The 21,636-nt window shown below is 66.5% G+C and carries 26 protein-coding genes; 4 read left to right on the forward strand and 22 right to left on the reverse strand.

Annotated elements, in window-relative coordinates; translation table 11 throughout:
- Positions 1-38 precede the first annotated feature (38 nt).
- Positions 39-974, reverse strand: a complete 936-nt coding sequence (locus tag AC3WMU_RS13560; RefSeq protein WP_492282490.1) for a LysR family transcriptional regulator — start codon at positions 972-974, stop codon at positions 39-41.
- Between the two features lie 256 nt (positions 975-1,230).
- Between AC3WMU_RS13560 and AC3WMU_RS13565 the strand changes: the two genes are divergently transcribed.
- The gene (locus AC3WMU_RS13565; RefSeq protein ID WP_006227146.1) at positions 1,231-2,568 is read left to right on the forward strand and encodes a DUF3100 domain-containing protein; all 1,338 of its coding nucleotides are present in this window, start codon (positions 1,231-1,233) and stop codon (positions 2,566-2,568) included.
- 120 nt (positions 2,569-2,688) lie between these two features.
- Here the strand turns inward: AC3WMU_RS13565 and AC3WMU_RS13570 are convergent, their stop codons facing one another.
- The 11 genes from AC3WMU_RS13570 to AC3WMU_RS13620 all read right to left on the reverse strand — a co-directional run bounded on the left by AC3WMU_RS13570 (position 2,689) and on the right by AC3WMU_RS13620 (position 12,901).
- Positions 2,689-3,279 (reverse strand): hypothetical protein, encoded by a 591-nt coding sequence (locus AC3WMU_RS13570; protein WP_280029255.1) that lies wholly within the window; start codon positions 3,277-3,279, stop codon positions 2,689-2,691.
- A 241-nt stretch (positions 3,280-3,520) separates the two neighbouring features.
- The gene (locus tag AC3WMU_RS13575) at positions 3,521-4,120 is read right to left on the reverse strand and encodes a glutathione S-transferase (RefSeq protein WP_006227148.1); all 600 of its coding nucleotides are present in this window, start codon (positions 4,118-4,120) and stop codon (positions 3,521-3,523) included.
- A gap of 24 nt (positions 4,121-4,144) precedes the next feature.
- Positions 4,145-5,851, reverse strand: a complete 1,707-nt coding sequence (locus AC3WMU_RS13580; RefSeq protein ID WP_492282491.1) for an FAD-dependent oxidoreductase — start codon at positions 5,849-5,851, stop codon at positions 4,145-4,147.
- Between the two features lie 5 nt (positions 5,852-5,856).
- Positions 5,857-6,585, reverse strand: coding sequence for an SDR family NAD(P)-dependent oxidoreductase (locus tag AC3WMU_RS13585; protein ID WP_315140960.1), 729 nt, complete (start codon positions 6,583-6,585; stop codon positions 5,857-5,859).
- A 9-nt stretch (positions 6,586-6,594) separates the two neighbouring features.
- Entirely contained in the window at positions 6,595-7,347 is a 753-nt protein-coding gene (locus tag AC3WMU_RS13590; RefSeq protein ID WP_035214033.1) for an SDR family NAD(P)-dependent oxidoreductase, read from the reverse strand.
- Between the two features lie 20 nt (positions 7,348-7,367).
- Positions 7,368-8,087: an ABC transporter ATP-binding protein gene (locus tag AC3WMU_RS13595; protein WP_492282492.1), complete on the reverse strand. Its 720-nt coding sequence runs from the start codon at positions 8,085-8,087 to the stop codon at positions 7,368-7,370.
- Positions 8,080-8,844, reverse strand: a complete 765-nt coding sequence (locus AC3WMU_RS13600; protein ID WP_006227153.1) for an ABC transporter ATP-binding protein — start codon at positions 8,842-8,844, stop codon at positions 8,080-8,082. Before AC3WMU_RS13600 ends, AC3WMU_RS13595 begins: the two co-directional genes overlap by 8 nt.
- Positions 8,841-9,845 carry a branched-chain amino acid ABC transporter permease gene (locus AC3WMU_RS13605; RefSeq protein ID WP_006227154.1) on the reverse strand — a complete coding sequence of 335 codons (1,005 nt, stop codon included), beginning with the start codon at positions 9,843-9,845 and terminating at the stop codon, positions 8,841-8,843. Before AC3WMU_RS13605 ends, AC3WMU_RS13600 begins: the two co-directional genes overlap by 4 nt.
- Positions 9,842-10,744: a branched-chain amino acid ABC transporter permease gene (locus AC3WMU_RS13610; protein ID WP_006227155.1), complete on the reverse strand. Its 903-nt coding sequence runs from the start codon at positions 10,742-10,744 to the stop codon at positions 9,842-9,844. The genes AC3WMU_RS13605 and AC3WMU_RS13610 overlap by 4 nt, the downstream gene beginning before the upstream one ends.
- A gap of 67 nt (positions 10,745-10,811) precedes the next feature.
- On the reverse strand, positions 10,812-12,026 hold the full coding sequence (locus AC3WMU_RS13615) for an ABC transporter substrate-binding protein (protein WP_280029271.1): 1,215 nt from the start codon (positions 12,024-12,026) through the stop codon (positions 10,812-10,814).
- 80 nt (positions 12,027-12,106) lie between these two features.
- Positions 12,107-12,901, reverse strand: a complete 795-nt coding sequence (locus tag AC3WMU_RS13620; RefSeq protein ID WP_492282493.1) for an SDR family NAD(P)-dependent oxidoreductase — start codon at positions 12,899-12,901, stop codon at positions 12,107-12,109.
- A 203-nt stretch (positions 12,902-13,104) separates the two neighbouring features.
- On the opposite strand from AC3WMU_RS13620, the gene AC3WMU_RS13625 reads away from it, so the two are divergent.
- Positions 13,105-13,782 (forward strand): GntR family transcriptional regulator, encoded by a 678-nt coding sequence (locus tag AC3WMU_RS13625; protein ID WP_006227158.1) that lies wholly within the window; start codon positions 13,105-13,107, stop codon positions 13,780-13,782.
- Between the two features lie 24 nt (positions 13,783-13,806).
- Here the strand turns inward: AC3WMU_RS13625 and AC3WMU_RS13630 are convergent, their stop codons facing one another.
- From AC3WMU_RS13630 to AC3WMU_RS13640, 3 genes are all read right to left on the reverse strand, one after another.
- Positions 13,807-14,457, reverse strand: a complete 651-nt coding sequence (locus tag AC3WMU_RS13630) for a carbonic anhydrase (protein WP_006227159.1) — start codon at positions 14,455-14,457, stop codon at positions 13,807-13,809.
- Between the two features lie 233 nt (positions 14,458-14,690).
- A complete protein-coding gene (locus tag AC3WMU_RS13635; RefSeq protein ID WP_006227160.1) occupies positions 14,691-15,029 on the reverse strand; it encodes an FxLYD domain-containing protein in 339 nt (112 codons plus the stop codon).
- A gap of 118 nt (positions 15,030-15,147) precedes the next feature.
- Positions 15,148-15,414, reverse strand: coding sequence for a hypothetical protein (locus AC3WMU_RS13640; protein WP_131224913.1), 267 nt, complete (start codon positions 15,412-15,414; stop codon positions 15,148-15,150).
- A gap of 11 nt (positions 15,415-15,425) precedes the next feature.
- Here AC3WMU_RS13640 and AC3WMU_RS13645 point away from each other — a divergent pair, with 11 nt between their 5' ends.
- Complete coding sequence (locus AC3WMU_RS13645; RefSeq protein ID WP_006227161.1) at positions 15,426-15,758, forward strand: PsiF family protein; 333 nt, start codon at positions 15,426-15,428, stop codon at positions 15,756-15,758.
- A gap of 272 nt (positions 15,759-16,030) precedes the next feature.
- On the opposite strand, the gene AC3WMU_RS13650 is transcribed toward AC3WMU_RS13645, so the two are convergent.
- Genes AC3WMU_RS13650 through AC3WMU_RS13675 form a run of 6 tightly spaced genes read right to left on the reverse strand, consistent with a single transcriptional unit; the run spans position 16,031 to position 19,876 of the window.
- Entirely contained in the window at positions 16,031-17,071 is a 1,041-nt protein-coding gene (locus tag AC3WMU_RS13650; protein WP_492282494.1) for a cyclase family protein, read from the reverse strand.
- A 4-nt stretch (positions 17,072-17,075) separates the two neighbouring features.
- Positions 17,076-17,855, reverse strand: coding sequence for a 3-oxoadipate enol-lactonase (pcaD, locus tag AC3WMU_RS13655; RefSeq protein ID WP_492282495.1), 780 nt, complete (start codon positions 17,853-17,855; stop codon positions 17,076-17,078).
- Positions 17,856-17,908: 53 nt separating this feature from the next.
- Complete coding sequence (locus tag AC3WMU_RS13660; RefSeq protein ID WP_006227164.1) at positions 17,909-18,205, reverse strand: YciI family protein; 297 nt, start codon at positions 18,203-18,205, stop codon at positions 17,909-17,911.
- Positions 18,206-18,221: 16 nt separating this feature from the next.
- Complete coding sequence (catC, locus tag AC3WMU_RS13665; protein WP_006227165.1) at positions 18,222-18,497, reverse strand: muconolactone Delta-isomerase; 276 nt, start codon at positions 18,495-18,497, stop codon at positions 18,222-18,224.
- A 60-nt stretch (positions 18,498-18,557) separates the two neighbouring features.
- Complete coding sequence (locus AC3WMU_RS13670) at positions 18,558-19,202, reverse strand: 3-oxoacid CoA-transferase subunit B (RefSeq protein WP_006227166.1); 645 nt, start codon at positions 19,200-19,202, stop codon at positions 18,558-18,560.
- Complete coding sequence (locus AC3WMU_RS13675; protein WP_006227167.1) at positions 19,199-19,876, reverse strand: 3-oxoacid CoA-transferase subunit A; 678 nt, start codon at positions 19,874-19,876, stop codon at positions 19,199-19,201. The genes AC3WMU_RS13670 and AC3WMU_RS13675 overlap by 4 nt, the downstream gene beginning before the upstream one ends.
- Positions 19,877-20,069: 193 nt before the next feature.
- Between AC3WMU_RS13675 and AC3WMU_RS13680 the strand changes: the two genes are divergently transcribed.
- Entirely contained in the window at positions 20,070-20,852 is a 783-nt protein-coding gene (locus tag AC3WMU_RS13680) for an IclR family transcriptional regulator (RefSeq protein ID WP_006227168.1), read from the forward strand.
- A gap of 53 nt (positions 20,853-20,905) precedes the next feature.
- On the opposite strand, the gene AC3WMU_RS13685 is transcribed toward AC3WMU_RS13680, so the two are convergent.
- Positions 20,906-21,634 carry an SDR family NAD(P)-dependent oxidoreductase gene (locus AC3WMU_RS13685; protein ID WP_492282496.1) on the reverse strand — a complete coding sequence of 243 codons (729 nt, stop codon included), beginning with the start codon at positions 21,632-21,634 and terminating at the stop codon, positions 20,906-20,908.
- Positions 21,635-21,636: the final 2 nt, after the last annotated feature.

Consider the following 21,636-nt stretch of genomic DNA (forward strand, 5'->3'; position numbering starts at 1 on the left):
AGGCCGTGCCGTCCGCGCCAAACAGAGGCAGATTCGCGTCAACCGACCGTATCAGATGCGGGCGCCCCGGGGGCGCCGATGCCGCGCACGATGTGGTCCAGCAGCTCCCGCGCAGCGGGCGAGATGTGGCGGCCCGCGCGGCTCAGCACGTGCAGGCTGCCCTGGTTCAGGATGGGATTGGCCAGCGGCAGGCTGGCCAGCCGCTGCGCCCGCATGTCGGCCGTGACGGCAATGGGCGGCGTCAGCGCGTAGCCGATGCCGGCCGCGGCGAACTGCCACAACGCCTTGAAGGAAGAGGTCGTCAGCACATTGCGCAGCCGCACTTGTTCGCTGATCTCGGCCGCCTGGATGTGCTGGCGCACGCCAAAGCCTTCCTGCATGGACGCACCCGGATAGTCCGCCAAGTCGGTCAGCAGCAGGGGGCGGTCCAGCCGGGTCAGGGGGTGATCCTGTCGGACGATGGCGCGGATGGGCTCTGGGCGCGAATAGTGGGTGCGCAGGCGGGCGTCGTTGGGCGGCTGGAACACCAATCCTATATAGGCGCGGTCGTCCACGATGCGCTGCACGATCTCGGAGGTGCGGGCCACGTCGATGTCCAGCGTGACCTCGGGGTGGCTGCGCCAGTAGCCGGGCAGCACGCGGTCGAACATCAGTTCGACGAAGCCTTCGCCCAGCACCAGGTCGATATGGCCGCGTTCGGCCTTGCGCAGGCTGTCGATCTCGGAAAAGAAGCTCTCCTGGATGTTCTGCTGGCGTTTCACATAGCGGGCGAGGATATGGCCCGCGTCCGTGGGCACCACCCCGCGCCCGCGGCGTTCGAACAGGGCCATGCCGCAGTCGCGCTCCAGCGCGGCGATGGCGCGGCTGACGGCGGAGGGGTCCATGTCCAGCACTTCGGCGGCGCCGCGCACCGAGCCGCGGCTCATGACCTGCATGAAATAGTGGGTGCGGCGGGCGTCGAGTTTTTCGTCCATGGCGGGGCTCTTCAAAGCGGAGTGCGGCGGGAGATCCACAGTGCCAACCTAGGGTTTACCCGTAAAATACGGGATAACTTGCAAAATTTTCCCAGGAAAAGGCTGTGCGTTGCATTTTACGCAACGCTAATGCGCAAGTGGTGTCATGGTTGCCCGCGAGGCCCCCGGGCGAAAATCCCGCCTGCTGCCCGCGCCGCCGCCGCAATGCGCCGCCGTGGCGCTACGAAAACTTATTCACGTTCATCAGGGGAATTCGATGTCTCACGCCAGCGTCAGTCTGGCCGCGCCTTCCATGCCGCTATCCGCCCGCATTCGCATGCTGGCCGCCATTTTGCTGGTGGTCGTCATTTCCGAAGCGATCGGCAGTGTCACGTTCGCGGTAGGCCCGGGCAAGATCGTTCTGCAACCGATGCTCTGGGCCATCTTCATCGGCGCGGTCGTGGCCGCTTTCGGCCAGCGCCTGCCGGCGGGTTCGGGCATCGACAAGGCCATGCAGACCCGCATCAGCGGCTATCTGCAGTACGCGCTGTTGCCGTTCCTGGCCAAGCTGGGCCTGATGGTGGGCGGCTCGCTGCCGCAGGTGCGCGAAGCTGGCTGGGCCCTGGTGTTCCAGGAATTCGGCCACTTCTTCGGCACCATGGCCATCGGCCTGCCGCTGGCGCTGCTGCTGGGCATCAAGCGTGAAGCCATCGGCGCCACCTTCTCGGTGGGCCGCGAGCCCAGCCTGGCCATCATCGGCGAGCGCTACGGCATGAATTCGCCGGAAGGCCGCGGCGTGATGGCCGAGTACATCACGGGCACCGTGATCGGCGCGCTGTTCGTGGCGCTGATGGCCGGCTTCATCACCAGCCTGAACATCTTTGATCCGCGTTCGCTCGCCATGGGCGCCGGCGTGGGCTCGGGCAGCATGATGGCTGCCGGCGTGGGCGCCATCGCGTCCCAGCAGACGCCGGAAATGGCGCACCAGGTGGCCGCCCTGGCCGCCGCCGCCAACCTGTTGACGACGGTGGTCGGCGTGTACTTCACGCTGTTCATCTCGCTGCCCACGACCATCTTCCTGTACGGCAAGCTGGAACCCGTGCTGGGCCGCTTCTCGCGCAGCAAGGCGTCCGAAGCCGTTGTCGAGAGCAGCGTGTCGGAAGACGTGCCGGCGCATGGCGCCAAGATGGGCTTTGGCGATCGTCTGACCGCCTATCTGGTCTGCGGCCTGTTCGCGCTGGTGGGCAATCGCCTGGGCTACAACGTGCCGTTCCTGGACGCGCTGCCGGGCATGGGCATCATCATCCTGCTGGTGGTCCTGACCGACCTGATCCTGCGCGTGCTGCCCAAGCTGCCCGCCGTGGCCGTGCTGTCGCTGATCGCCATGACCGCGGGCTGCCCCGGCGTGCTGCCGTACTCGGACCAGATCATCGCCGCCGTCGGCAAGGTGAACTTCCTGCCGTTCACGACCGTGATCCTGGCCATGGCCGGCCTGTCGATCCTCAAGGACCTGCCCGCTTTCCGCAAGCTGGGCTGGAAGATCGTGGTGGTGTCCCTGGCCGCCAACGCCGGCACCTTCCTGGGCGCCACGATGATCGCGGAATTCTTCCACTGATCCATCGCGCCTGACCACCGGTCAACGAAAAAGCCGCCTGTCGACAGGCGGCTTTTTCTTTTGCGGCGGGCGCGGCAACGGGGATGCCGGCGTGACCGGCAGCCCGGCCGCAAAAGGCGCTCAGCGCGCGTCGGGCGCCACGCCGGGACGGTAGCGTGCGTTGTCGGTGACGTTCTCGGTGGCGCCGATGTTGGCCACGGCGGGCACGCCGACGCCAGCCGCCTTCACGGCTACGGCGGCCTGCCATTCCTGGACTTGCGGATTGCCCATCGCAACCCGGTAGGGCTGCAGCGGCGTCAGTCCTTCGATGGTGCCCAGATCATTGGCGCTGCCGGCGCGCTGCGCCAGCGGATCCGGTTGCGCCGTGAAGTCGTCGACGGCGCGGCGCATGCGGATGTCGGCGTACTGATCGCGCAGCGCATCCAGATTGACCTGCGGCGCAGCAGGCGGCACGTGTGGCGCATCGGCGCCGGCATGCGCGTTCCGGGCGAATACGCCAAAGGCAGAGGGAGGATCGGCGTCACGCAGTCGGGCGACGCGTTGGGCTTCCCAGGCTGTGGTAGCTTGCGCCGCGCGCTGTGCCTGGCGGGCGGCAGCGTTTTGGGCCAGACGTTCGGCGTCCCAGGTGGGGCGGGTGTCGTCCAGCATCGGGATGCGCGCCGGGTAGGGCGCGGCGACGCGGGGAACAGCGGAGATCGCAGCAACGTTCATGCGGGGCTCCTTGTCGTGGTGGGCCAGAAGTTTGGTCTGGCCAGCGGGTGACAAGTTCACTGTAACAGGAAAGCGTGCTGCCCCCGAGCGGGCTTTTTACCTGGGGCCGCCCAAAGCAAAAAAAGGCCCCTGGCCGAAGCCAGGGGCCGAGCGGCGGCGCCCGTGGGGCGGCGCCGTACCAGGCGGGCGGCGGGACGGGACTCCGGCGGGGTTTCCCGGCCGCACCGCCTGCCCCAAACGCTCAGGGCTTGGTGGCCTGCATGGAGGGGCGTTGGCTGAACGCTTCGTACCAGGCGGCGGTGGCGGGGTGTCCGTCGCGCCAGTTCAGGTCGGGGAAGCGGAAATCCAGGTAACCCAGTGCGCAGCCGATGGTGATGACGCCGATGTCCAGCCGGCCTTCCAGCGATGCGGCATGCTTTTCAACCAGCGCAAGGCCGTCGCGGACCTTGCCCAACTGGCCATCGACCCAGCCGTCCCAGCGCAGCGCCTCCGGGCGCAGCGCGGTTTCATAGCGGGCCAGCAAGGCGGCGCCCATCATGCCGTCGGCCATCGATTGCTGGGTCAGCACCTGCCAGCGCGTGCCGTCGGTCGGGAACAGCGCGCCGCCTCCCAGATCGTTCAGGTATTCGCACACCACGCGGCTGTCGAAGATCGACTGGCCATCGTCCGTAATGAAGGTGGGCACCTGGCCCAGCGGGTTGCTGGGGATGATGGTCTGGTCGCGGGCGACGGGGCCGGCGGCGCTGGGCAGCTTTTCGATGCGGTCGGCCAGGCCGAGCTCATGCGCGACGACCATGCATTTGCGGACGAATGGCGAAGCGGGCGAGTGGAAGATCTTCATGGGGGTCCTTGTCGGTAAGAGGCGTCAGTGTTGTGCATGGGCCAGGTGTTGTCCAGCCACCCAGCCGAAGGTCAGGGCTGGGCCCAGCGTAATGCCGGGCGCCGGGTAGGCGCCGCCCATCACGGACTGCATGTCGTTGCCGGCCACGTACAGGCCGGGGATGGGCGCGCCCGCGGTGTCCACGGCCTGGGCGTTGGCGTTCGCCGCGATGCCGCAGGCGGTGCCGATGTCGCCGGGGTAGACCTTGACCGCGTAGCAGGGGCCGTCAGCAAGCGGGGCCAGGCAGGGGTTGGGTTGGTGCTCCGGATCGCCCAGATAGCGGTTGTAAGCGGTGCCGCCTTTGCCGAAATCCGGATCCTGGCCTTGGGCGGCATAGGTGTTGTAGCGCGCGACGGTGGCCGCCAGCGCCCTGGCCGGCACGCCAATCTTGGCGGCCAGCGCCGCCAACGTGGGCGCCTGGATCAGATAGCCGGCGTCGATCAGGTGTTGGCGAGGGCGGCCGCCCGGCAGCGCCAGGCCCAGGCCCCAGGTGTCGATGAAGCGTTGGTCACAGATCAGGAACGCGGGGATGGTGGTCACGGTCTTGTTGCTGCGGTACATGCCCTGCACGAACTCGTGATACGACGTGGATTCGTTCACGAAGCGCTCGCCCGCGCCGTTCACGGCGATCAGGCCGGGCTTGGCGCGGTCCCACACCAGGTGCGGGTAATGCAGGCGCTGGCCGTCGCCCGTTTCCAGCAGGGAGACCGGCGCCCAGAACGCGGGGCTGGCGTAGTCCGTGCCCAGGGCGGCACCTGCCTGTTCCGACAAGCGGATGCCGTCGCCGGTGTTGTCGCGCGGCGCCATGGACCAGTCGCCGGTGGGCTGCGGATAGGTGCGGGCGCGGCGCTCGAGGTCCCACGGGAAGCCGCCGGTCGCCATGACCACGCCGCGACGCGCCCGGATGTTCACGGTCTTGCCGCCCTGTTCGACCGAGGCGCCCAGCACGCGGCCGGCGGCATCGCGGTGCAGGGCCTGCACGGGCGCGTTCAGCCAATAGGCGACGCCGCGCGTCAGCAGGCCATGGAACAGCTGCGCGGCCAGCGCGTTGCCCAGCAGCAGCCGGGTTCCCCGGTGATAGCCTCGCAAGCGGTCCGCCGCAAAGCGCAGCACCAGCTTCATGCTGTGGCGCCAGGCGCCAAACGCACGCGTGGCGCGCAGCAGATGGCGCACGTCGGTGATGTTGACCATCATGCCGCCCAGCACCGTGAATTCCTTCAACGGATCGCGCAGCGTGCGGAAGTGGCGGCCAAGCTTCCTGCCGTCGAACTCCACCGGGTCCAGCGATCGGCCGCCCATCGCCGCGCCCGGCCGGTCAGGGTAATAGTCGGGCGAGGCGGTGCGCGCGGCTACGTCCAGGAAGCCGCGCGACACGAGGTAATCCATCATGCGCGGACCGGCCTCCAGATAGGCGCGCTTCATCTCGTCTGACGCTGCGGCGCCGACGGTCTGCTCCAGATACGTCCAGACCTTGTCGAAGCTGTCGGGGTGTCCGGCGCTGTCCGTCTGCGCATTCAGCGGTATCCACAGCGCGCCGCCTGAAATCGCCGTCGAGCCGCCGATGCGGCCGGTCTTCTCGACCAGCAGCACGTCCAGCCCTTCCTCATGTGCCGTCAGCGCCGCCGCCATGCCGCCCGCGCCGGAACCGACCACCAGCGCGTCGACTTCCTTGTCCCACTTGATGCTGTCCATGCTGCTTATGCTCCCGACCCGCCCAGCGATTTGCCGCCGTCCACAAAAAGGACCTGGCCGGTGATGAAATCCATGTGCGGCGCGGCCAGGAAGGACACGGCATTGGCGATGTCTTGCGGCTGGCCCGCGCGGCCGGTGGGCTGCAAGGCCAGTTGCGCCGCCAGGCGATCAGGCGTCAGGTTGCGCAAGAGCGGCGTGTCGATCAGGCCGGGGGCGATGGCGTTGACCAGAATTCCGCGCGATGCCAGCTCCATGGCGGCGGCGCGTGTATAGCCCACCAACGCCGCTTTCGAGGCCACGTAGTGAGGATGGTTCTTTGCGCCCAGATAGGCGCGCGACGCGATGTTGACGATCTTGGCGCCCGCCGCCATGGTGCGTGCGGCTTCCTGCGTCAGCGTCGCCACCGCCAGCAGGTTGACGTCGAACGCGCGGCGGAAGTCATCTGTGCCGACGTCGAAGAACTTGCGCTCGTCGAACAGGCCGGCGTTGTTGACCAGCGCGGCCAGTGGCGGCAGCGAGGACACCATTGCCCGCGTGGCCGCCTCATCCGTCAGATCGACGACGCGGTGCGCCACCGGCAGCCCGCGTGCGCGCAGCGCCTGGGATTCCTGTTCCGCCAGCGCGCCGTTGCGGTCCGCCATCACGACGCTGAAGCCATCGCGCGCCAGGCGCTCGACGATGGCCAGGCCCATTCCACTTGCCCCGCCGGTGACTAGTGCCGTACCCAGATTCATGGTGTCTCCTTATACGGCCAGGTAGCCGCCGTCCACAGGCAGCACCACGCCGTTCACATAGCTGGCCATGTCCGAGGCCAGGAACAGGACGGGCCCGACGATTTCGTCCGCGCGGCCGGCGCGCGCAAGCGGGGCGCGTTCCATGTACCAGTCGGTGCCGTTGGCTTGTGCGCGCTGGCCCGCCGTCATGTCGGTCTCCATCAAGCCCGGCGCCACCGCATTCACGCGCACGCCATGCGGGCCGAGATCGCGCGCCAGCACTTCCGTGAACGAGCGCACGCCGCCCTTGGACACGACGTAGCCCGCCGTTGAAATGCCGCAGCCGTACGCCACGATGGAGCACAGGTTGACGATGGCGCCGCGCGTGGCTTTGAGCTGTTCGACAAAGGCGTGCGTGACGTTGAACGTGCCTTGCAGATTGACCTGCATGACGCGGTCCCAGATGGCGGGCGTCTGCGGGTCGTCGAACGGCGCGCGCGCCGAGATGCCGGCGTTGTTGATCAGAATGTCCAGGTTGCCGTGGCGCGCCGCGCAGTGCGCCGCAAAAGCGCGCACGGCGCCAGCGTCCGTCACGTCCAGGCGGGCGTCGACCGCGTGGCCGCCCGCGTCGCGGATGGCCTGCGCCGTGCCGGCGGCCAGCGCGGCGTCGATGTCGGCCACGATGACCGTCGCGCCTTGGCCGGCGAAGCCGTGCGCGATGGTGGCGCCCAGGCCGCGCCCGGCGCCGGTGACGAGGACCCGCTTGTCTTTGATGGATGTCATGGTCTGTCCTTCGCGGCGCGTCATGCGCCCAGATAGGCGCGCTGCACGCCTTCGTCGCTGGCAAGCATGGCGGATTCGCCCTCCAGCGCGATTTCGCCGTTCTCAAGGATGTAGGCGTAGCTGGATACCGATAGCGCCAGCTTCACGTTCTGTTCCACCAGCAGGATCGTGATGCCCTGTTCGCGGTTCAGCCGCAGGACGATGTCGAAGATCTGTTCGACCACCAGCGGCGACAGCCCCATCGACGGCTCGTCCAGCAGGATCATGCGTGGCCGCGCCATCATTGCGCGGCCCGTAGCCAGCATCTGCTGTTCGCCGCCCGACAGCGTGGCGGCCTTTTGTTCGAAACGCTCGCGCAGGCGCGGGAAGGTGTCGCACACCATGTCCAGGTCCTGCTTCACCGCCGCACGGTCGCGACGCAGGTAGGCGCCCATTTCCAGGTTTTCGCGCACGCTCATGTCGCGGAAGATTTCGCGGCCCTCCGGCACTTGCACGATGCCCCGGCCCACCACGGCGTCCGCCGGCAGCCGGTGGATGGCCTCGCCTGCGAAACGCACGCTGCCCGCCGTGGGTGCGACCAGGCGCGAGACCACGTTGAGCGTGGTGGACTTGCCCGCGCCGTTGGCGCCCAGCAGCGCGACGATGGAGCCTTGCGGCACTTTCAGCGATACGTCCTGCAATGCGCGGATATTGCCGTAGGCGGCCGAGACCGCATCGACTTCAAGAAGAATGTCAGCCACCTGCGGCTCCTTTGCCCAGATAGGCTTCGATCACGCGGGCGTTGCTGCGCACTTGCGCGGGCGTGCCTTCGGCGATCTTCTCGCCGAAGGACATGACGGTGATGCGGTCCGAAATCGACATCACCAGCTGCATGACGTGCTCCACCAGCAGCACGGTGATGCCATCGCGTTCGCACAGCTCGGTCAGCAGGCGGTCCAGCGTTTCGATCTCGCGGTTGCGCAGGCCTGCCGCCGGCTCGTCCAGCAGCAGCAGCTTGGGCGAAATCGCCAGCGCGCGCGCCAGTTCCAGCATCTTCTGGCGGCCGAAGTCCAGGCTGCACGCCGGTGTGTCCAGGAAATCGGCCAGACCGACGCGTTCCAGCAGATGCTCGACGCGCTCGCGCGCTTCGGCCGCCGCCGGGCGCAGCAGCTTTCCGGCGCGGTCCGCGCCGTGCGCATAGGTACCCAGCAGCGCGTTCTCACGCACGCTCAGCGCGCCGAACAGCTCCAGGTTCTGGAATGTGCGCGCCACACCCAGCGCTGCCATTTCATGCGGCTTCTTCTTCGTGATGTCCGTGCCATTGAACTGGATGCTGCCGCTGCTGGGGCGGTAGTAGCGCGAGATGCAATTGAAGGTGGTGGATTTGCCGGCGCCGTTGGGGCCGATCAGCGCGTGGATGCGGCCGCGCTCCACTTGCATGGACAGACCGTTGATGGCGGTCAGGCCGCCGAACTTCACGGTCAGGCCCTGGACGTCCAGATAGGGTGGGTGGCTCATGCCGCGCTCCTTTGCGTGGCTTTGGCGGCGCCTGCGTCGGAACGCGAGGCCGCAGGTAGCGGGGCGGCCGGAGGCGGCGCACGGCGGCGCGCGTCGCGGCCGGCGAACAGGCCCTTGGGGGCGAACATCATGAAGCCCATCAGGATGACGCCGTAGATGATTTCCTGGAACGACAGCGCCTGGCGCAGCAGTTCAGAGATCAATCCGAACGCCAGCGCGCCCGCGATGGCGCCGCGTACCGAGCCGATGCCGCCCACCACCACCATCGTGAGGATCAGGATGGTGGTCTGGAAACCCAGGCTTTCCGGGTGGATGAACGACGCGAATGTGGTGTACATGCCCCCAGCGATCCCTGCATAGGCGGCCGATAGCGTGAAGGCGGTGCGCTTGATGGCGTTGACGTTCACGCCCATCGCCTGGGCCGCCACGTCGCTTTCCCGTACCGCGCGAAACGCCGATCCCAGTTGCGAGCGTGACAGTGCGATGGTGGCCCACAGCAAGAGTGCGGCGATCAGCACGACAAAGGGATAGGCCTTCAGGTCGGAAACCAGTTCGTAGCCGAACAGCGTGGCCGGCGATATCCGGAAGCCGTTCGACCCGTTGGTGACCGACTGCCAGTTTAGAAACACCCACTGCATGGCCTCGCCGAACGCGAAGGTCGACAACGCCAGATAGATGTCGCGCATGCGCAGCGCCAGCGCGCCGATCAAGTAGCCGAGCGCGGCTGCCAGCAACCCGCCCGCGATGATCGAGATGAAGAACGGCGGATGCCACAGGTTGTTGATGAGGCCCGCGGTGTAGATGCCCACGCCATAGAACGCGGCATGCGACAGCGCGAACTGCCCGGTTTCGCCGATGACCAGATGCAGGCCCAGCGCCAGTACGACGAAGACCATCAGCAGGTTGACGACATAGATGACATAGCCGCTGGCCAGGAAGGGCAGGGCCGCCAGCGTCACGGCCATCAGCGCCAGCAAGGTGCGATCGATTTTGTTGCTCATACTTTCTTCACCTGCAGTTTGCCGCCCAAGAGGCCTTGCGGACGCAGCAGCAGCACGACCATGATGGCCACGAACGGGGCAACCACGATGGCATTGGTCGAAATGAACAGCCCCACCAGGTTCTCGGCCACGCCGATCACGAAACCGCCCACCACCGCGCCGGGCAGGCTGGTGATGCCGCCCACGATGGCGGCGGCGTAGGCCAGGATGGCGATGTGGCCGATGTCCGGCGTGATGAGGATCTTGGGGGTGATCAGCAGCGCGGCCACGGCCGAGATCAGGCCGGACAGCGCCCACACCATCATGCGGATCCGGGTCAGGTTCACGCCCGTCAGCCGCGCGGCCTTGGGGTTCATGCCGACGGCACGCATGGCGCGGCCGACGCGGGTGTACGTGAACATCGCGAACAGCAGCAGCATGACGCCCACCGCCACCGCGAAGATCACGATGTCCAGTTGCGTCAGCACCGCGTCGCCGATGATGATGGCGTCGGTCGGGGCCAGCGGCGGGAGCGAGCGCGGCGTGTCGCCCAGGCCCGTTTGCCGCACCAGGCCCTTCAGCGCATAGGCTAGCCCCAGCGTGGCGATGACCATCTGCACGCCCACGCCTTTGGAGGCGATGACGCGTTCCATCACGACACGCTGGAACAGGCCCGACACGAGGGCTACTGCGGCCAGCGTGACGGGGATGACCACCAGGTAGGGCCAGCCCATCACCAGCGTCAGGAACAGGGCGATGTAGCCGCCCACCATGAAGATCTCGCCCTGGGCGAAATTGGGTACGTCTGTCGTCTTGAAGATAATGACGACGGCGACGGCCAGCAGCGCGTACACGCTGCCCGTCACCAGTCCCGACAGCACCCCCTGCTGCAGGAACAACCAGAAATCGGCAAAGCTCATGATGTTCTCCGGCGGCCCGCGCGGTGCTGCGCCACGGCGCGGGCTCGGTCTGTGACAGGCCGCGGGCCTACTTCTGGTATTGCCAGACGCTCTTGAAGGCGCCGGGGATGAGCGTCATGCCGGTGCCGTCGAACTTGATGTAGATGGCGGATTCCTGCGCGGCGCGGTCGTTCGGGCCAAACTCGATGGGGCCGGCCATGACGCCCGAATCGAACTTCATCGTTTCCAGCGCCTGCAAGACCTTTTCGCGCGTGGGTTGTGGGCCGGCGGCCTTCAGTGCGTTCACCACCGCCATGGCGGGCGGCAGGCCGTAGGGCATGTAGGTCTGCGGATGGCCGGGCTTGGCGGCCAGGTCGGGGTAAGACTGCTTGTACATGTCGTACACCCAGGTCAGCTTGGGGCCGCCGGGCAAGTCGGACAGCACGTCCTGGATGTAGACGTTCTTGAAGGCGTCCTTGTTGCCTACGTTCTCCACCAGCTGCTTCAGGTCGGCGGTGCCGTTCACGGCCAGCACGATGGGCTTGTTCCAGCCCAGTTCCTGCGCCTTCTTGATGATGAGCGCGGCGGGGCGGGCGTAGGTGGTCAGCAGCAGCACGTCGGGGTTGCCTGCGCGGATCTTCAGCATGGGCGCGGTGACGTCGGTGATGTTGGGATTCACCGACTGCACTTGCAGGCCCAGGTCGCCCAACTGCTTGGCCTGGGCTTGCGCTGCCTCGAGGTTCCAGCCGCCGTAGGCGTCGTCGTGGTTGATGTAGCCGATCTTCTTGGCTTTCAGGTGTTCGGACGCGAACTGCACCATGGAACCGCCCACGGCGTGTTGCGAGATCGAGAAGGCGCCGTAGATGTACTTGGACGGCGGGTACAGCGCGCCGTCGCCCGAGGCGTTCAGCATGACGAGCGGCACCTTCTCGCGTTCGACGTATTCGCGCGACGCCACGACCGCGGCCGAGCACGAACCGCCGTTCAAGAGGAACACCTTGTCTTGCTCATTGAGCTTTTTCACCGCGGCGACCAGGTCATTGGCGTTGCAGCGGTCGTCTTCGATGACGAGTTCGATCTGGCGGCCGTGCACGCCGCCTTCCTTGTTGACCTTGGCGTACCACATCTTGGCGGCGTTCAACACGTCAAAGCCATAGGCCATGCCGCTGCCGGACAGCGGCGCGAACAGGCCGATCTTGATGGTCTTGTCCGTGATGCCCGGCTCTTGCTGCGCTTGCGCGCTGGTCGATAAGGCCCACGCGCACAGCGCCGCGGCGGCCGCGAAGCGACTACGTTGATTCATGATTTGTCTCCCGTCTTTTTGGAATGCGCGCCTGTGTGTGCGGCGCTTTGCTGCATAGGCCGGCGGGCTGCCGGCACCCCTTACTGCATGCGGTAGCCGCCGTTCACGTCGATCACGCTGCCGGTGATGTAGCCGGCCTCTTCGGATGCCAGGAAGCGCACGGCGGCAGCCACGTCGTCCACGGTGCCGATGCGGCCCAGCGGGATCGCCTGCGCGGCGGCGGCCAGTGCGCCGCTGCTGGTGACCGTGCTGCGCAGCATGTCGGTGTCGATCAGGCCGGGCGCGATGCCGTTGACGGTGACGCCCAGGTGCGCGGATTCGCGCGCCATCGCTTTGGTCAGGCCCAGCACGGCGGATTTGGCGGCGATGTACGAGGCGCTGGAACGGTAGCCGCCCAACTGCGCGGCTACCGACGTGAAGGTGACGATGCGGCCGTGCGCCAGCGGCGCGGCTTCGCGCCGGCGCAGGTAGGCGCGGCCGCACAGGAAGACGCCGCGCGCGTTGACGGCGAAGCTGCGCTCCCAGATGTCCAGCGTGGTGTCCTTGATGAGCGGGCGCTCGCCGTCGGGTTGGAACAGCAGCAGCCCGGCGGCGCTGACCAGCACGGCGATCGGGCCGTGCTGCGCTTCAATGGCGTCGAATGCGCCTTCGACCGCGGCTTCATCGCTGACGTCGAAAGCGTGGGCGGCGTGCGGCGCACCCAGTTCATCTGCCACGCGGTGGGCGCGCACGGCGTCCACGTCCGACACCACGACACGGAATCCCGCGCGCGCCAGCTCCTGGCAGATCGTGGCGCCGATGCCCCCGCCGCCGCCGGTCACGAGCGCAAGACGGGAGGCCGCGCCAAGCGCGGGGGGCGTGGATACATTGGACATGCTGTCTCCTGATTGGCGTGCCGTCTGCCTGGGGAGGCAAGGCCGCTGATTTCAATTTTTTGCGATTATGTATACATGAAGTGGGCGCAGGTATAGGTGCTTACCCTGAGCATCGTTTGATATAGGGCATATACACTAGGGAAAGTGCGTAGGGCGCTGGTGAGAAGGTCGCCGCATGTATCCTTCATGTATACAATGCGGTCATGGACACGCTATCTCAACACGTTACCGATACGCTGCGGGACTGGGTGCTGCACGGCCAATTCAGCCCCGGCGCCCGTCTGGAAGAAATCCCGCTGGCCGAGAAACTGGGGGTGTCGCGCACGCCGGTGCGCGCCGCGCTGGCGACGCTGGGCAATGAAGGTCTGCTGGAGCATCTGCCCAAGCGCGGCTACACCGTGCGCGCCTATGACATCGGCGAGATCGTGGCGGCATACGAAGTGCGCGCCGCGCTGGAAGGGCTGGCCTGTCGGCAGGCGGCCTTGCGCGGGCTAAGCAACGACGCGGTGGCGGTATTGAAGAACTGCCTGGACGAGGGCGACCGGATCCTGGCGAAAGGGGTGCTGCTGGCCGAGGACCATTTGCCCTACCAGAAGGTGAACATCACCTTGCACAACGGCATCCTCGAGGCGGCGGGCAACCCGTGGGTCAAGCGCTTCGCCACGCAGGCGCAGGCCATCCCCTATGCGTCGGACCGCATCATCCTGTGGGAAGACCACGGCATCATCCTGCGCTCGCACGATGATCACCACCGGATCGTCAACGCGATCATCGCGCGTGACGGCGCGCGCGCCGAAGATCTGATGCGCGAACACGTCTACTACGCGGGGATCATCCTGAAGAACAACTACGAGCGGCTGGCGCAGGCTTACCGGGTGTAAGCGCAGCGCCGGCCGCGGCGGCGGTTAGCCGTTGATGCCGGTTTCCAGGCAGGGCTCGAATTCACCGGTTTCCGGGTCGCGCAGGAACAGCACGCCCGTGGCCACGCCGAAGTAGGTGCCGTGCAGTTCCAGGTCGCCCTTTTCCACGCGGCGGCGGATGGACGGGAACGTCATCAGGTTGTTCAGGCTGTGTTCGACTACGGCCAGTTCCAGGCGCTTGAGCTTGGCTTGGCGGTCGCCGGAGCCGGGGCCCAGGCGTTCGGCCACGGGCTCGATCTGCGACATCCACTTGCCGATGAAGTCGCCCTTGGACAGGGGCTTGGCGTCGTCGAAGAACGAGCGGATGCCCCCGCAGGACGCGTGGCCCAGCACGACGATGTGCTTGACGTTCAACCCGTTGACCGCGAATTCGATCGCGGCGCTGGTGCCGTGATAGGACGATTCAGAGTCGGGCTCACAGGGCGGCACCAGGTTGGCGACGTTGCGCACCACGAACATCTCGCCCGGGCCGGCATCGAAGATCACTTCGGGGGACACGCGGGAATCGCAGCAGCCGATAAGCAGGATTTCCGGGCTTTGGCCCAGTTCGGCCAGTTTCTGATAGCGGCTGCTTTCCGAATGGAAACGGCCCTCCAGGAACGATTGATAGCCTTCGGTGAGTCTTTTTGGGAACATGATCTTCACTTCCTAGTAACAAGGCCAGGCCTGCTGGCACGCCGACAGACGCAATAAGGGGCTTCGTGTGGAAGCCCCTGTTATCGAGTCGACAAGCGGAATTTTCCCATATTTGACCCTACAACCCCCTGTCTAAACCCTGACTACAGAAGGGTTTTTTTGCTTCCCGTGAAGGCAGAGCGCGCGCATAGCGCGCGAAGCGTGGGGCTAACATCCCCGAAAGTGGGGGCTAGCTATTGCGCGCGGATGTCCAGCACCGTGACACGGGTGAACTGCAGCGGCGTGATCGCCTTCACCAGCCGGATCTGTCCCGGCGCCATCGGGCCGATGACGTCGTCGTTGACCCGGCCCACTTCGCGCCCTTGCGCGTCATACAGCACAAAGGTCAGGACCGCGCTGGAGATGGGCCGGCCCGATTGATTGGCCAGCGACCCCGTGATGGTGGATACGTTCATGTTGATGTCGCGCACCGCCTGCACGTTGCCCAGGGTGACGCCATAGGCCAGGCTTTGCGCGCCGGCGGCGCCGGACAGGCCGGCAAGCAAGACGAGAGAGGCAACGGCGAGTTTCATGGATGGTCTCCTGGGACGCTGGCGCCGGGGCGCCTGCTTGTACGCGCCGCCGTCTTCACCGCCCGCGTATCGCGCGGACAGCTGTATCTCACACCTTTCCGCAGCCGGGCACAACGGGTCAAAAGGATGAATGGGTAACAGGTTGCGCGGCATGTTCCCAGATTCGATGGGGGATGGCACAAATGCATCGGAATGTCTCTAGGTTGAGAGTTTCTGCTGTCGAAAAGCTGAACAAATCGGGCGCGATTTCCTGGCTTTTCTTAACCTTTCCGCGCTTGCGAAGCCTGCCGCTTTGTTCGATGATGACCGGGCCGGCAAGTTGCCGGCAGATCGTGCCGCCCAGCGTCAAGCGCGTCCTTGCGCCAACCGGGCGCATAACGTTCAAGGGAGAAACTCATGCTTTCCCGTACTAGCCAGTTGGCCTCGGCCCTCGTGTTGTCCGCATGTTTTTTCGGCGCGTATGCGCAGACCCCCGCCGCTCCCGCGCCCGCCAAGACGCCCACGCCGCAACAGCAGCGCATGGCCGACTGCAACAAGTCGGCAACCGGCAAGACGGGCGACGATCGCAAGACCTACATGAGCAGCTGCCTGAAAGGCGAGGCCCCCGCGCCCGCCAAGCAACTGACGCCGCAGCAGCAGAAAATGAAGGACTGCAATGCGAAGGCGGGCGACCAGAAGCTGACCGGCGACGCGCGCAAGACCTTCATGAGCACGTGCCTGAAGGGCTGACCAGTCTTGATGGGATCGTAGGATGGGTGAAGCGCGAGAAACGCGGGGCAAGAACGCCAATATGCAGCGCGCGCAACCCATCAAGCGGCGGTGATTTCTTGGCAATTGCAGCCACAACGCGACCGCTGCCTGATGGGTTGCGCGCGCTGGATGATCGAGTCCTTGCGTAAGGTCTCTCGCGCTCCACCCATCCTACGGATCGACGGTTTCGCAGCCCCCGTCCCTTTTCGACGGCTTCACAAAAAAGCCCCCTTTCGGGGGCTTTGCGCATCCTAGACGGTAGCGATCGGGGTGACCGGGGAACCGATCGCGTGCGGCAGGCGCAGCGGCGGGGCGGTCAGCATGAAGTGATGGCGTCCGTTCGCATGCAGGAAGTCGGCCAGGTCTTTCAGGTACCACAGCTCTGCCAGCGGCAGGCCCAGCTTGAAGAGGCAATGGTGGTGCAGCGGTAGCATGGCGCGCGGGCCGGTTTTCTCGCGGGCGGGGTGGGCCTCGACCGCATAGTTGTCGGCGCAGATGGCGGCGATGCCGCTATCCGTGATCCATTGCAGGAGCGCGACATCGGTGCCGTCCAGCGCGGCGCCGTAGGTGTGCAGCACCTCGGGGTCCGGCGTGCCGTTCATGGCGACGACGGCTTCGGCGTAGCCGGTGCGCAGCACCAGCATGTCGCCGCGCTCGACCGTGATGCCGTCCGTCTCCAGCACGTGCATCAGTTCGGCGTGGCCGATCAGCGTGCGGCCGGGCCCGTAGTGGCGGAACAGGTCCACCAGCACGCCGCGTCCTTGCATGCCTTTCTGCGCCAGGTTCTCCACGCCCAGCTTCAGCGCGGCCGACGGGCCGCCGCTGTTGCAGCCGCAACCCGTGTGGTCGCCATCGGCCGGGCCGACGACGTCCACGCCGGCCTGGAAGCCGTTGTAGTAGCGCAGTTCGGGCTTGCCATCGCCGTCGGCGTCAAACAGCGCACCCACGTGTGCCAGCGCGTCCCACTGGGTGGAGTACTGCATGGACAGCAGCACCTGGTCGTCGCTCAGCACGTCCACCGCGTCCGGATTGACGTTCCTCAGCGGGAAGTTCAGGTAGGGCGTGTCCGCCAGCCGGGTGGGGCTGAGTTGCGGCGGATGGCGGCGCGGGTTGAGCACGTTGCCGCCGGGCAGGTCCAGCGGCAACGACAGGCAGAACGTCTTGCCGGCGCGGATTTCGCGCGCGCCCTTCAAGACCTGTTCTTCGGTGATGAAGTTCAGGCGGCCAAGTTGGTCGTCGGGTCCGAAGTCGCCCCAGTTGGAGCCTTCGGGCCGGTGTTTCCAGCGCTGCATGCGGTTACTCCGTCAGGAAGTCGACGACCGCGCGGGTGAAGGCTTCCGGTTGCTCCCAGTTCGAGATGTGGGAGGTGTTCAGTTCGACATAGCGGGCGCCCGTGATGGCGGCGGCCAGCTCTTTGCCTTGGGCGGGCGTGGCGGCCAGGTCGTGCGTGCTGCTGATGACGAGCGTGGGCGCGGCGATGGCTGAGACCTGCGGGCGGTAGTCGGCGTCGCGCAGGGCGGCGCAGTTGGCCGAGTAACCGGCGTCCGGCGTGCGGCGCAGCATGTCGATCAGCACTTGCGTCAGGCCTGGTTCGGTGGCGCGGTAGTCGTCGGTCAGCCAGCGCTCGACGAGCGTGGGGGCCATTTTTTCCAGGGTCTGCTCAGCCACTGCACCGATTCGCGTGCTCCAGCCTTCGGCGGAGCCGATGCGCGCTGCGGTGTTGCACAGGATCAGCTTGGAGACGAGCTGCGGGTGTGCCAGCGCCAGCGCGATGCCGGTGGGGCCGCCCATCGACAGGCCGCAGAAGTGGGCGCGTTTGATGCCCAGATGCGCCAGCAGTTCGGCAACGTCGCCTGCCAGTTGTTCGAAGGTGTATTCGCCGTCAGGGATCGAGGACTTGCCGTGGCCGCGGGTGTCGTAGCGCAGCACGCGGAAGTGCTTGGTCAGTTCGGGGATCTGGCGGGCCCACATGTCGGAGCAGGTGCCCAGCGAATTGGAGAGCACCAGCACCGGCGCGTCGGCCGGGCCATCGATGACGTAGAACAGCCGTGCCTGGCTGAGTTCGGCGTAAGCCATGTGGGATTACCTCGGATGAAGCCGCGGCCGCGCAAAGGGCGGCCGCTTCGGGATTACAGGTAGCAGGTGCCGTCGACGTAGGCTTTGCGCCAGCGCGTGATGGTCACGCGGTCGAAGAGCTTGGCTTGCGAAAACGGGTCGGCATCGATGAACTGCTGCGCGGCTTCGCGCGTGTCCAGGTCAACGATGTACAGGCCGCCGCCGGCATCTTTGCCGTCGTCCTGCAGCTTGGCGCCGCACGCCAGCAGCAACTGCTTGTTGGCGTCCAGGTATTCCAGGTGCGCCGCGCGATGCTGTTGGCGCACTTCCTGGTGGTTGGGCTTATCGAACGTTTCGATGATGTAGGGCATGGGAACTCCTGTCGTTTCAGATGGCCGACGGGTGGCGCGCCAGCGCCGTGACGTTGATGTCCATGTACGGGAACAGCGGCAGGGAGGCCAGCAGCGTGTGCAGTTCGTCGTTGCTTTCCACGTCGAAGATGCTGACGTTGGCATAGCGGCCGACCACGCGCCACAGCTCCTTCCACTTGCCGTCGCGCTGCAGTTGCTGCGCCAGGGCCTTTTCGTCGGCCTTGAGCTTGTCGGCGCGTTCGGCCGGCATGTCGACGGGCAGATTGACTTGCATTTGAACCATGAACAACATGATGGACTCTCCAGAGAGGCCGCCCCGGCATCAGCCACGGGCGGCGTATCGGCAAAAAAATCAGGCGGAAAACTTCAGCGGCAGGCCGGTCAGGGCCAGCAGCTCGTCGGCGGTGACGTCGCCGAACATGTCGATGACGGTCACGCCGTCTGCGCGGATGTCGAACACCGCCACGTCCGTGTACACGCGCGACACGCAGCGCACGCCGGTCAGCGGGTAGGTGCAGGCTTCGACCAGCTTGCTCTGGCCTTCGCGGGTCTGCAGTTCCATCATCACGAAGACGTCCTTGGCGCCGATGGCCAGGTCCATCGCGCCGCCCACCGCGGGGATGGCGTCCGGCGCACCCGTGTGCCAGTTGGCCAGGTCGCCGTGCTGCGACACCTGGAAGGCGCCCAGCACGCAGATGTCCAGGTGGCCGCCGCGCATCATGGCGAACGAATCGGCGTGATGGAAGAACGAGCAGCCGGGCAGTTCGGTGACGGGCTGCTTGCCGGCGTTGATCAGGTCGTAGTCTTCCTCGCCCTTGGCGGGGGCGGGGCCCATGCCCAGCATGCCGTTTTCGGTATGCAGGATGACTTCGCGGTCGGCCGGCAAGTGGTTGGCGACGAGCGTGGGCAGGCCGATGCCCAGGTTGACGTAGGCGCCTTCAGGGATGTCCTGCGCGACGCGGGCGGCGATCTGGTCGCGGGTCAGTTTGGTGCTCATTGCTGCTCCTTGGCGTCGATCTGCACGACGCGCTGCACGAAGATGCCGGGGGTGACGACGGTTTCGGGGTCCAGCGTGCCCAGCTCGACCACTTCACGCACCTGCGCCACGGCCACACGCGCGGCGCTGGCCATGATGGGGCCGAAGTTGCGGGCGGTCTTGCGGTAGACCAGGTTGCCCCAGCGGTCGCCGCGTTCGGCCTTGATCAGCGCGTAGTCGGCGTGCAGGGGGTATTCCAGCACGTAGTGGCGGCCGTTGATTTCGCGGACTTCCTTGCCGTCGGCCAGCGGGGTGCCGTAGCCGGTGGGCGAGAAGAACGCGCCGATGCCGGCGCCGGCGGCGCGGATGCGCTCGGCCAGGTTGCCTTGGGGCACCAGTTCCAGTTCGATCTTGCCGCTGCGGTACAGGCCGTCGAAGATCTGCGAGTCCACCTGGCGGGGGAACGAGCAGATGATCTTGCGAACCCGGTTCGCGCCCAGCAAGGCGGCAAGGCCCGTGGTGCCGTTGCCGGCGTTGTTGTTGATGATGACCAGGTCTTTCGCGCCCTGTTCGAGCAGGGCGTCGATCAATTCCATGGGCTGGCCGGCAGTGCCGAAGCCGCCGATCATGACGGTGGCGCCGTCGGGTACGTCCGCCAGGGCGGCCGCCGCGCTTGCAACAAGCTTAGAGATCATGATGTTCGCTCATAGGTGGCGTGTCATAATTTGTTCTTCATTAGAACTTTCGTTCTTCTGAAGAACATCGTTTCATGGGGACTGCATAGCGTCAAGGCGAGCCAGCGCGGTGCAATCTCCATCGTTTTGCGTTGCCTTTGAGAGCAACGGACGGCTCGCCAGCGGCGAGCTTTTTTCTCGTGAGACCGGACGGATGGCGGAGCTTGACACCCAGCAACCCAGCGACAGTTACGTGCAATCGTTCGCGCGTGGCCTGTCGGTGATCCGGGCCTTCGGCCCGAACCGTTCGCAGATGACGCTGTCCGAAGTGGCGGCCGTCACGGGGCTGACCCGCGCCGGTGCGCGCCGCATCCTGCTGACCCTGGAACATCTGGGCTACGTCACCGTCGAGGACCGCAAATTCGCGCTCACGCCGCGCATCCTGGAGCTGGGCTACGCCTACCTGTCGGGCACGCCGCTGTGGAACCTGGCGCTGCCCTACATGGAAGAAGTGGCCGAGCTCACGCGCGAGTCCTGCTCCGTGTCGGTGCTGGAAGGCGCGGACATCGTCTACATCCTGCGCCTGTCCACGCACAAGGTCATGACCATCAACCTGGCCGTGGGCAGCCGCCTGCCGGCCTGGGTGACGTCGATGGGCCGTGTGCTGCTGGCCGGCTTGCCGGAGGCCGAACTGGACCGGGTGCTGGCCATGAGCCAGATCCGGGCCTACACCGCCGACACCGTGACCGACATCGCCGAACTCAAGCGCGTGCTGGCTGGCGTGCGCGCCGACGGCTATGCCTGCGTGGCCCAGGAACTGGAGCCGGGCCTGCAGTCGGTGGCGGTGCCCATCATCGACCGCAGCGGCCGGGTGATCGCCGCGATGAACGTCAGCGGGCATTCCAACCGCTTCTCGCGCGAGGCCATGCTGGAGGCTTTCCTGCCGCCCCTGCGCCACGCCGCCGACCAGATCAACCACGCGCTGCTGCGCCGCTAGGCGAAGCGGGCGGCACGGCAGGAGGCGGGGCTGGGCGGGCATGGCGGCCGGGCTCAGATCGGGGCGACGCCCAGCGTCGTGCCGCCGCACACGTACAGCATCTGGCCGGTCACGAAACCATTGTCGGGCGACAGGAAGAACATGGCGGCGCGCGCCACGTCTTCCGGCGTGCCCAGGCGCTTGACGACGATGCTGTTGATGATGCGTTCGGTCTGCGGGGCGCCGGCCGGGTTGCTCTTGGTGAAGAGGTCGGTGGCGATGGGGCCGGGGCCGATGGCGTTGACGGTGATGCCGTCGCCGCCCAGTTCCATGGCGAGCGTGCGGGTCAGGCCCACCAGGCCGGCCTTGGTGGCCGAATAGACCACGCGGTCCGGCTTGCCCAATGCAGCGCGCGACGACATGTTCACGATGCGGCCGAAGCCGGCTTCGCGCATGGCGGGCAGCGCGGCCTGCACCAGGATCAGCGCGGTGCGCAGATGCAGGTTCACCACATAGTCCAGATCCGCCAGCGTGGCCGTGTCGGCTGTGCCGGGGCGCGTCGCGCCCGCGTTGTTCACCAGGCCCACGATGTTGTGGGCGGCGGTGACTTCGCCGGCGACTTCCTTGGTGCGTGCTTCGTCAGTCAGGTCGGCCTGATACGAGACCAACCCGGCCGGCGGATTCTCGGGCAGGCGGTAGTCGATGTTGACCACCTTGTGGCCCGCCTCCAGCAGCATGCGGATGATGGCGGCGCCAATCCCGGCGCTGCCGCCGGTGACGAGATACGCAGTCGGTTTGCTCATAT

It is taken from the genome of Achromobacter sp. FW305-C-13, from assembly GCF_058783475.1.

Bases quoted from the DNA above. Each gene is read 5' to 3' on its own strand.
- AC3WMU_RS13620 (WP_492282493.1), bottom strand. From the start codon at position 12,901: ATGTCCAATGTATCCACGCCCCCCGCGCTTGGCGCGGCCTCCCGTCTT.
- AC3WMU_RS13670 (WP_006227166.1), bottom strand. From the start codon at position 19,202: ATGAGCACCAAACTGACCCGCGACCAGATCGCCGCCCGCGTCGCGCAG.
- AC3WMU_RS13645 (WP_006227161.1), top strand. From the start codon at position 15,426: ATGCTTTCCCGTACTAGCCAGTTGGCCTCGGCCCTCGTGTTGTCCGCA.
- AC3WMU_RS13635 (WP_006227160.1), bottom strand. From the start codon at position 15,029: ATGAAACTCGCCGTTGCCTCTCTCGTCTTGCTTGCCGGCCTGTCCGGC.
- AC3WMU_RS13590 (WP_035214033.1), bottom strand. From the start codon at position 7,347: ATGACATCCATCAAAGACAAGCGGGTCCTCGTCACCGGCGCCGGGCGC.
- AC3WMU_RS13675 (WP_006227167.1), bottom strand. From the start codon at position 19,876: ATGATCTCTAAGCTTGTTGCAAGCGCGGCGGCCGCCCTGGCGGACGTA.
- catC (WP_006227165.1), bottom strand. From the start codon at position 18,497: ATGTTGTTCATGGTTCAAATGCAAGTCAATCTGCCCGTCGACATGCCG.
- AC3WMU_RS13615 (WP_280029271.1), bottom strand. From the start codon at position 12,026: ATGAATCAACGTAGTCGCTTCGCGGCCGCCGCGGCGCTGTGCGCGTGG.
- AC3WMU_RS13630 (WP_006227159.1), bottom strand. From the start codon at position 14,457: ATGTTCCCAAAAAGACTCACCGAAGGCTATCAATCGTTCCTGGAGGGC.
- AC3WMU_RS13560 (WP_492282490.1), bottom strand. From the start codon at position 974: ATGGACGAAAAACTCGACGCCCGCCGCACCCACTATTTCATGCAGGTC.
- AC3WMU_RS13625 (WP_006227158.1), top strand. From the start codon at position 13,105: ATGGACACGCTATCTCAACACGTTACCGATACGCTGCGGGACTGGGTG.
- AC3WMU_RS13600 (WP_006227153.1), bottom strand. From the start codon at position 8,844: ATGAGCCACCCACCCTATCTGGACGTCCAGGGCCTGACCGTGAAGTTC.
- AC3WMU_RS13585 (WP_315140960.1), bottom strand. From the start codon at position 6,585: ATGAATCTGGGTACGGCACTAGTCACCGGCGGGGCAAGTGGAATGGGC.
- AC3WMU_RS13565 (WP_006227146.1), top strand. From the start codon at position 1,231: ATGTCTCACGCCAGCGTCAGTCTGGCCGCGCCTTCCATGCCGCTATCC.
- AC3WMU_RS13570 (WP_280029255.1), bottom strand. From the start codon at position 3,279: ATGAACGTTGCTGCGATCTCCGCTGTTCCCCGCGTCGCCGCGCCCTAC.
- AC3WMU_RS13575 (WP_006227148.1), bottom strand. From the start codon at position 4,120: ATGAAGATCTTCCACTCGCCCGCTTCGCCATTCGTCCGCAAATGCATG.
- AC3WMU_RS13580 (WP_492282491.1), bottom strand. From the start codon at position 5,851: ATGGACAGCATCAAGTGGGACAAGGAAGTCGACGCGCTGGTGGTCGGT.
- AC3WMU_RS13650 (WP_492282494.1), bottom strand. From the start codon at position 17,071: ATGCAGCGCTGGAAACACCGGCCCGAAGGCTCCAACTGGGGCGACTTC.
- AC3WMU_RS13610 (WP_006227155.1), bottom strand. From the start codon at position 10,744: ATGAGCTTTGCCGATTTCTGGTTGTTCCTGCAGCAGGGGGTGCTGTCG.
- AC3WMU_RS13685 (WP_492282496.1), bottom strand. From the start codon at position 21,634: ATGAGCAAACCGACTGCGTATCTCGTCACCGGCGGCAGCGCCGGGATT.
- pcaD (WP_492282495.1), bottom strand. From the start codon at position 17,855: ATGGCTTACGCCGAACTCAGCCAGGCACGGCTGTTCTACGTCATCGAT.
- AC3WMU_RS13605 (WP_006227154.1), bottom strand. From the start codon at position 9,845: ATGAGCAACAAAATCGATCGCACCTTGCTGGCGCTGATGGCCGTGACG.
- AC3WMU_RS13660 (WP_006227164.1), bottom strand. From the start codon at position 18,205: ATGCCCTACATCATCGAAACGTTCGATAAGCCCAACCACCAGGAAGTG.
- AC3WMU_RS13680 (WP_006227168.1), top strand. From the start codon at position 20,070: ATGGCGGAGCTTGACACCCAGCAACCCAGCGACAGTTACGTGCAATCG.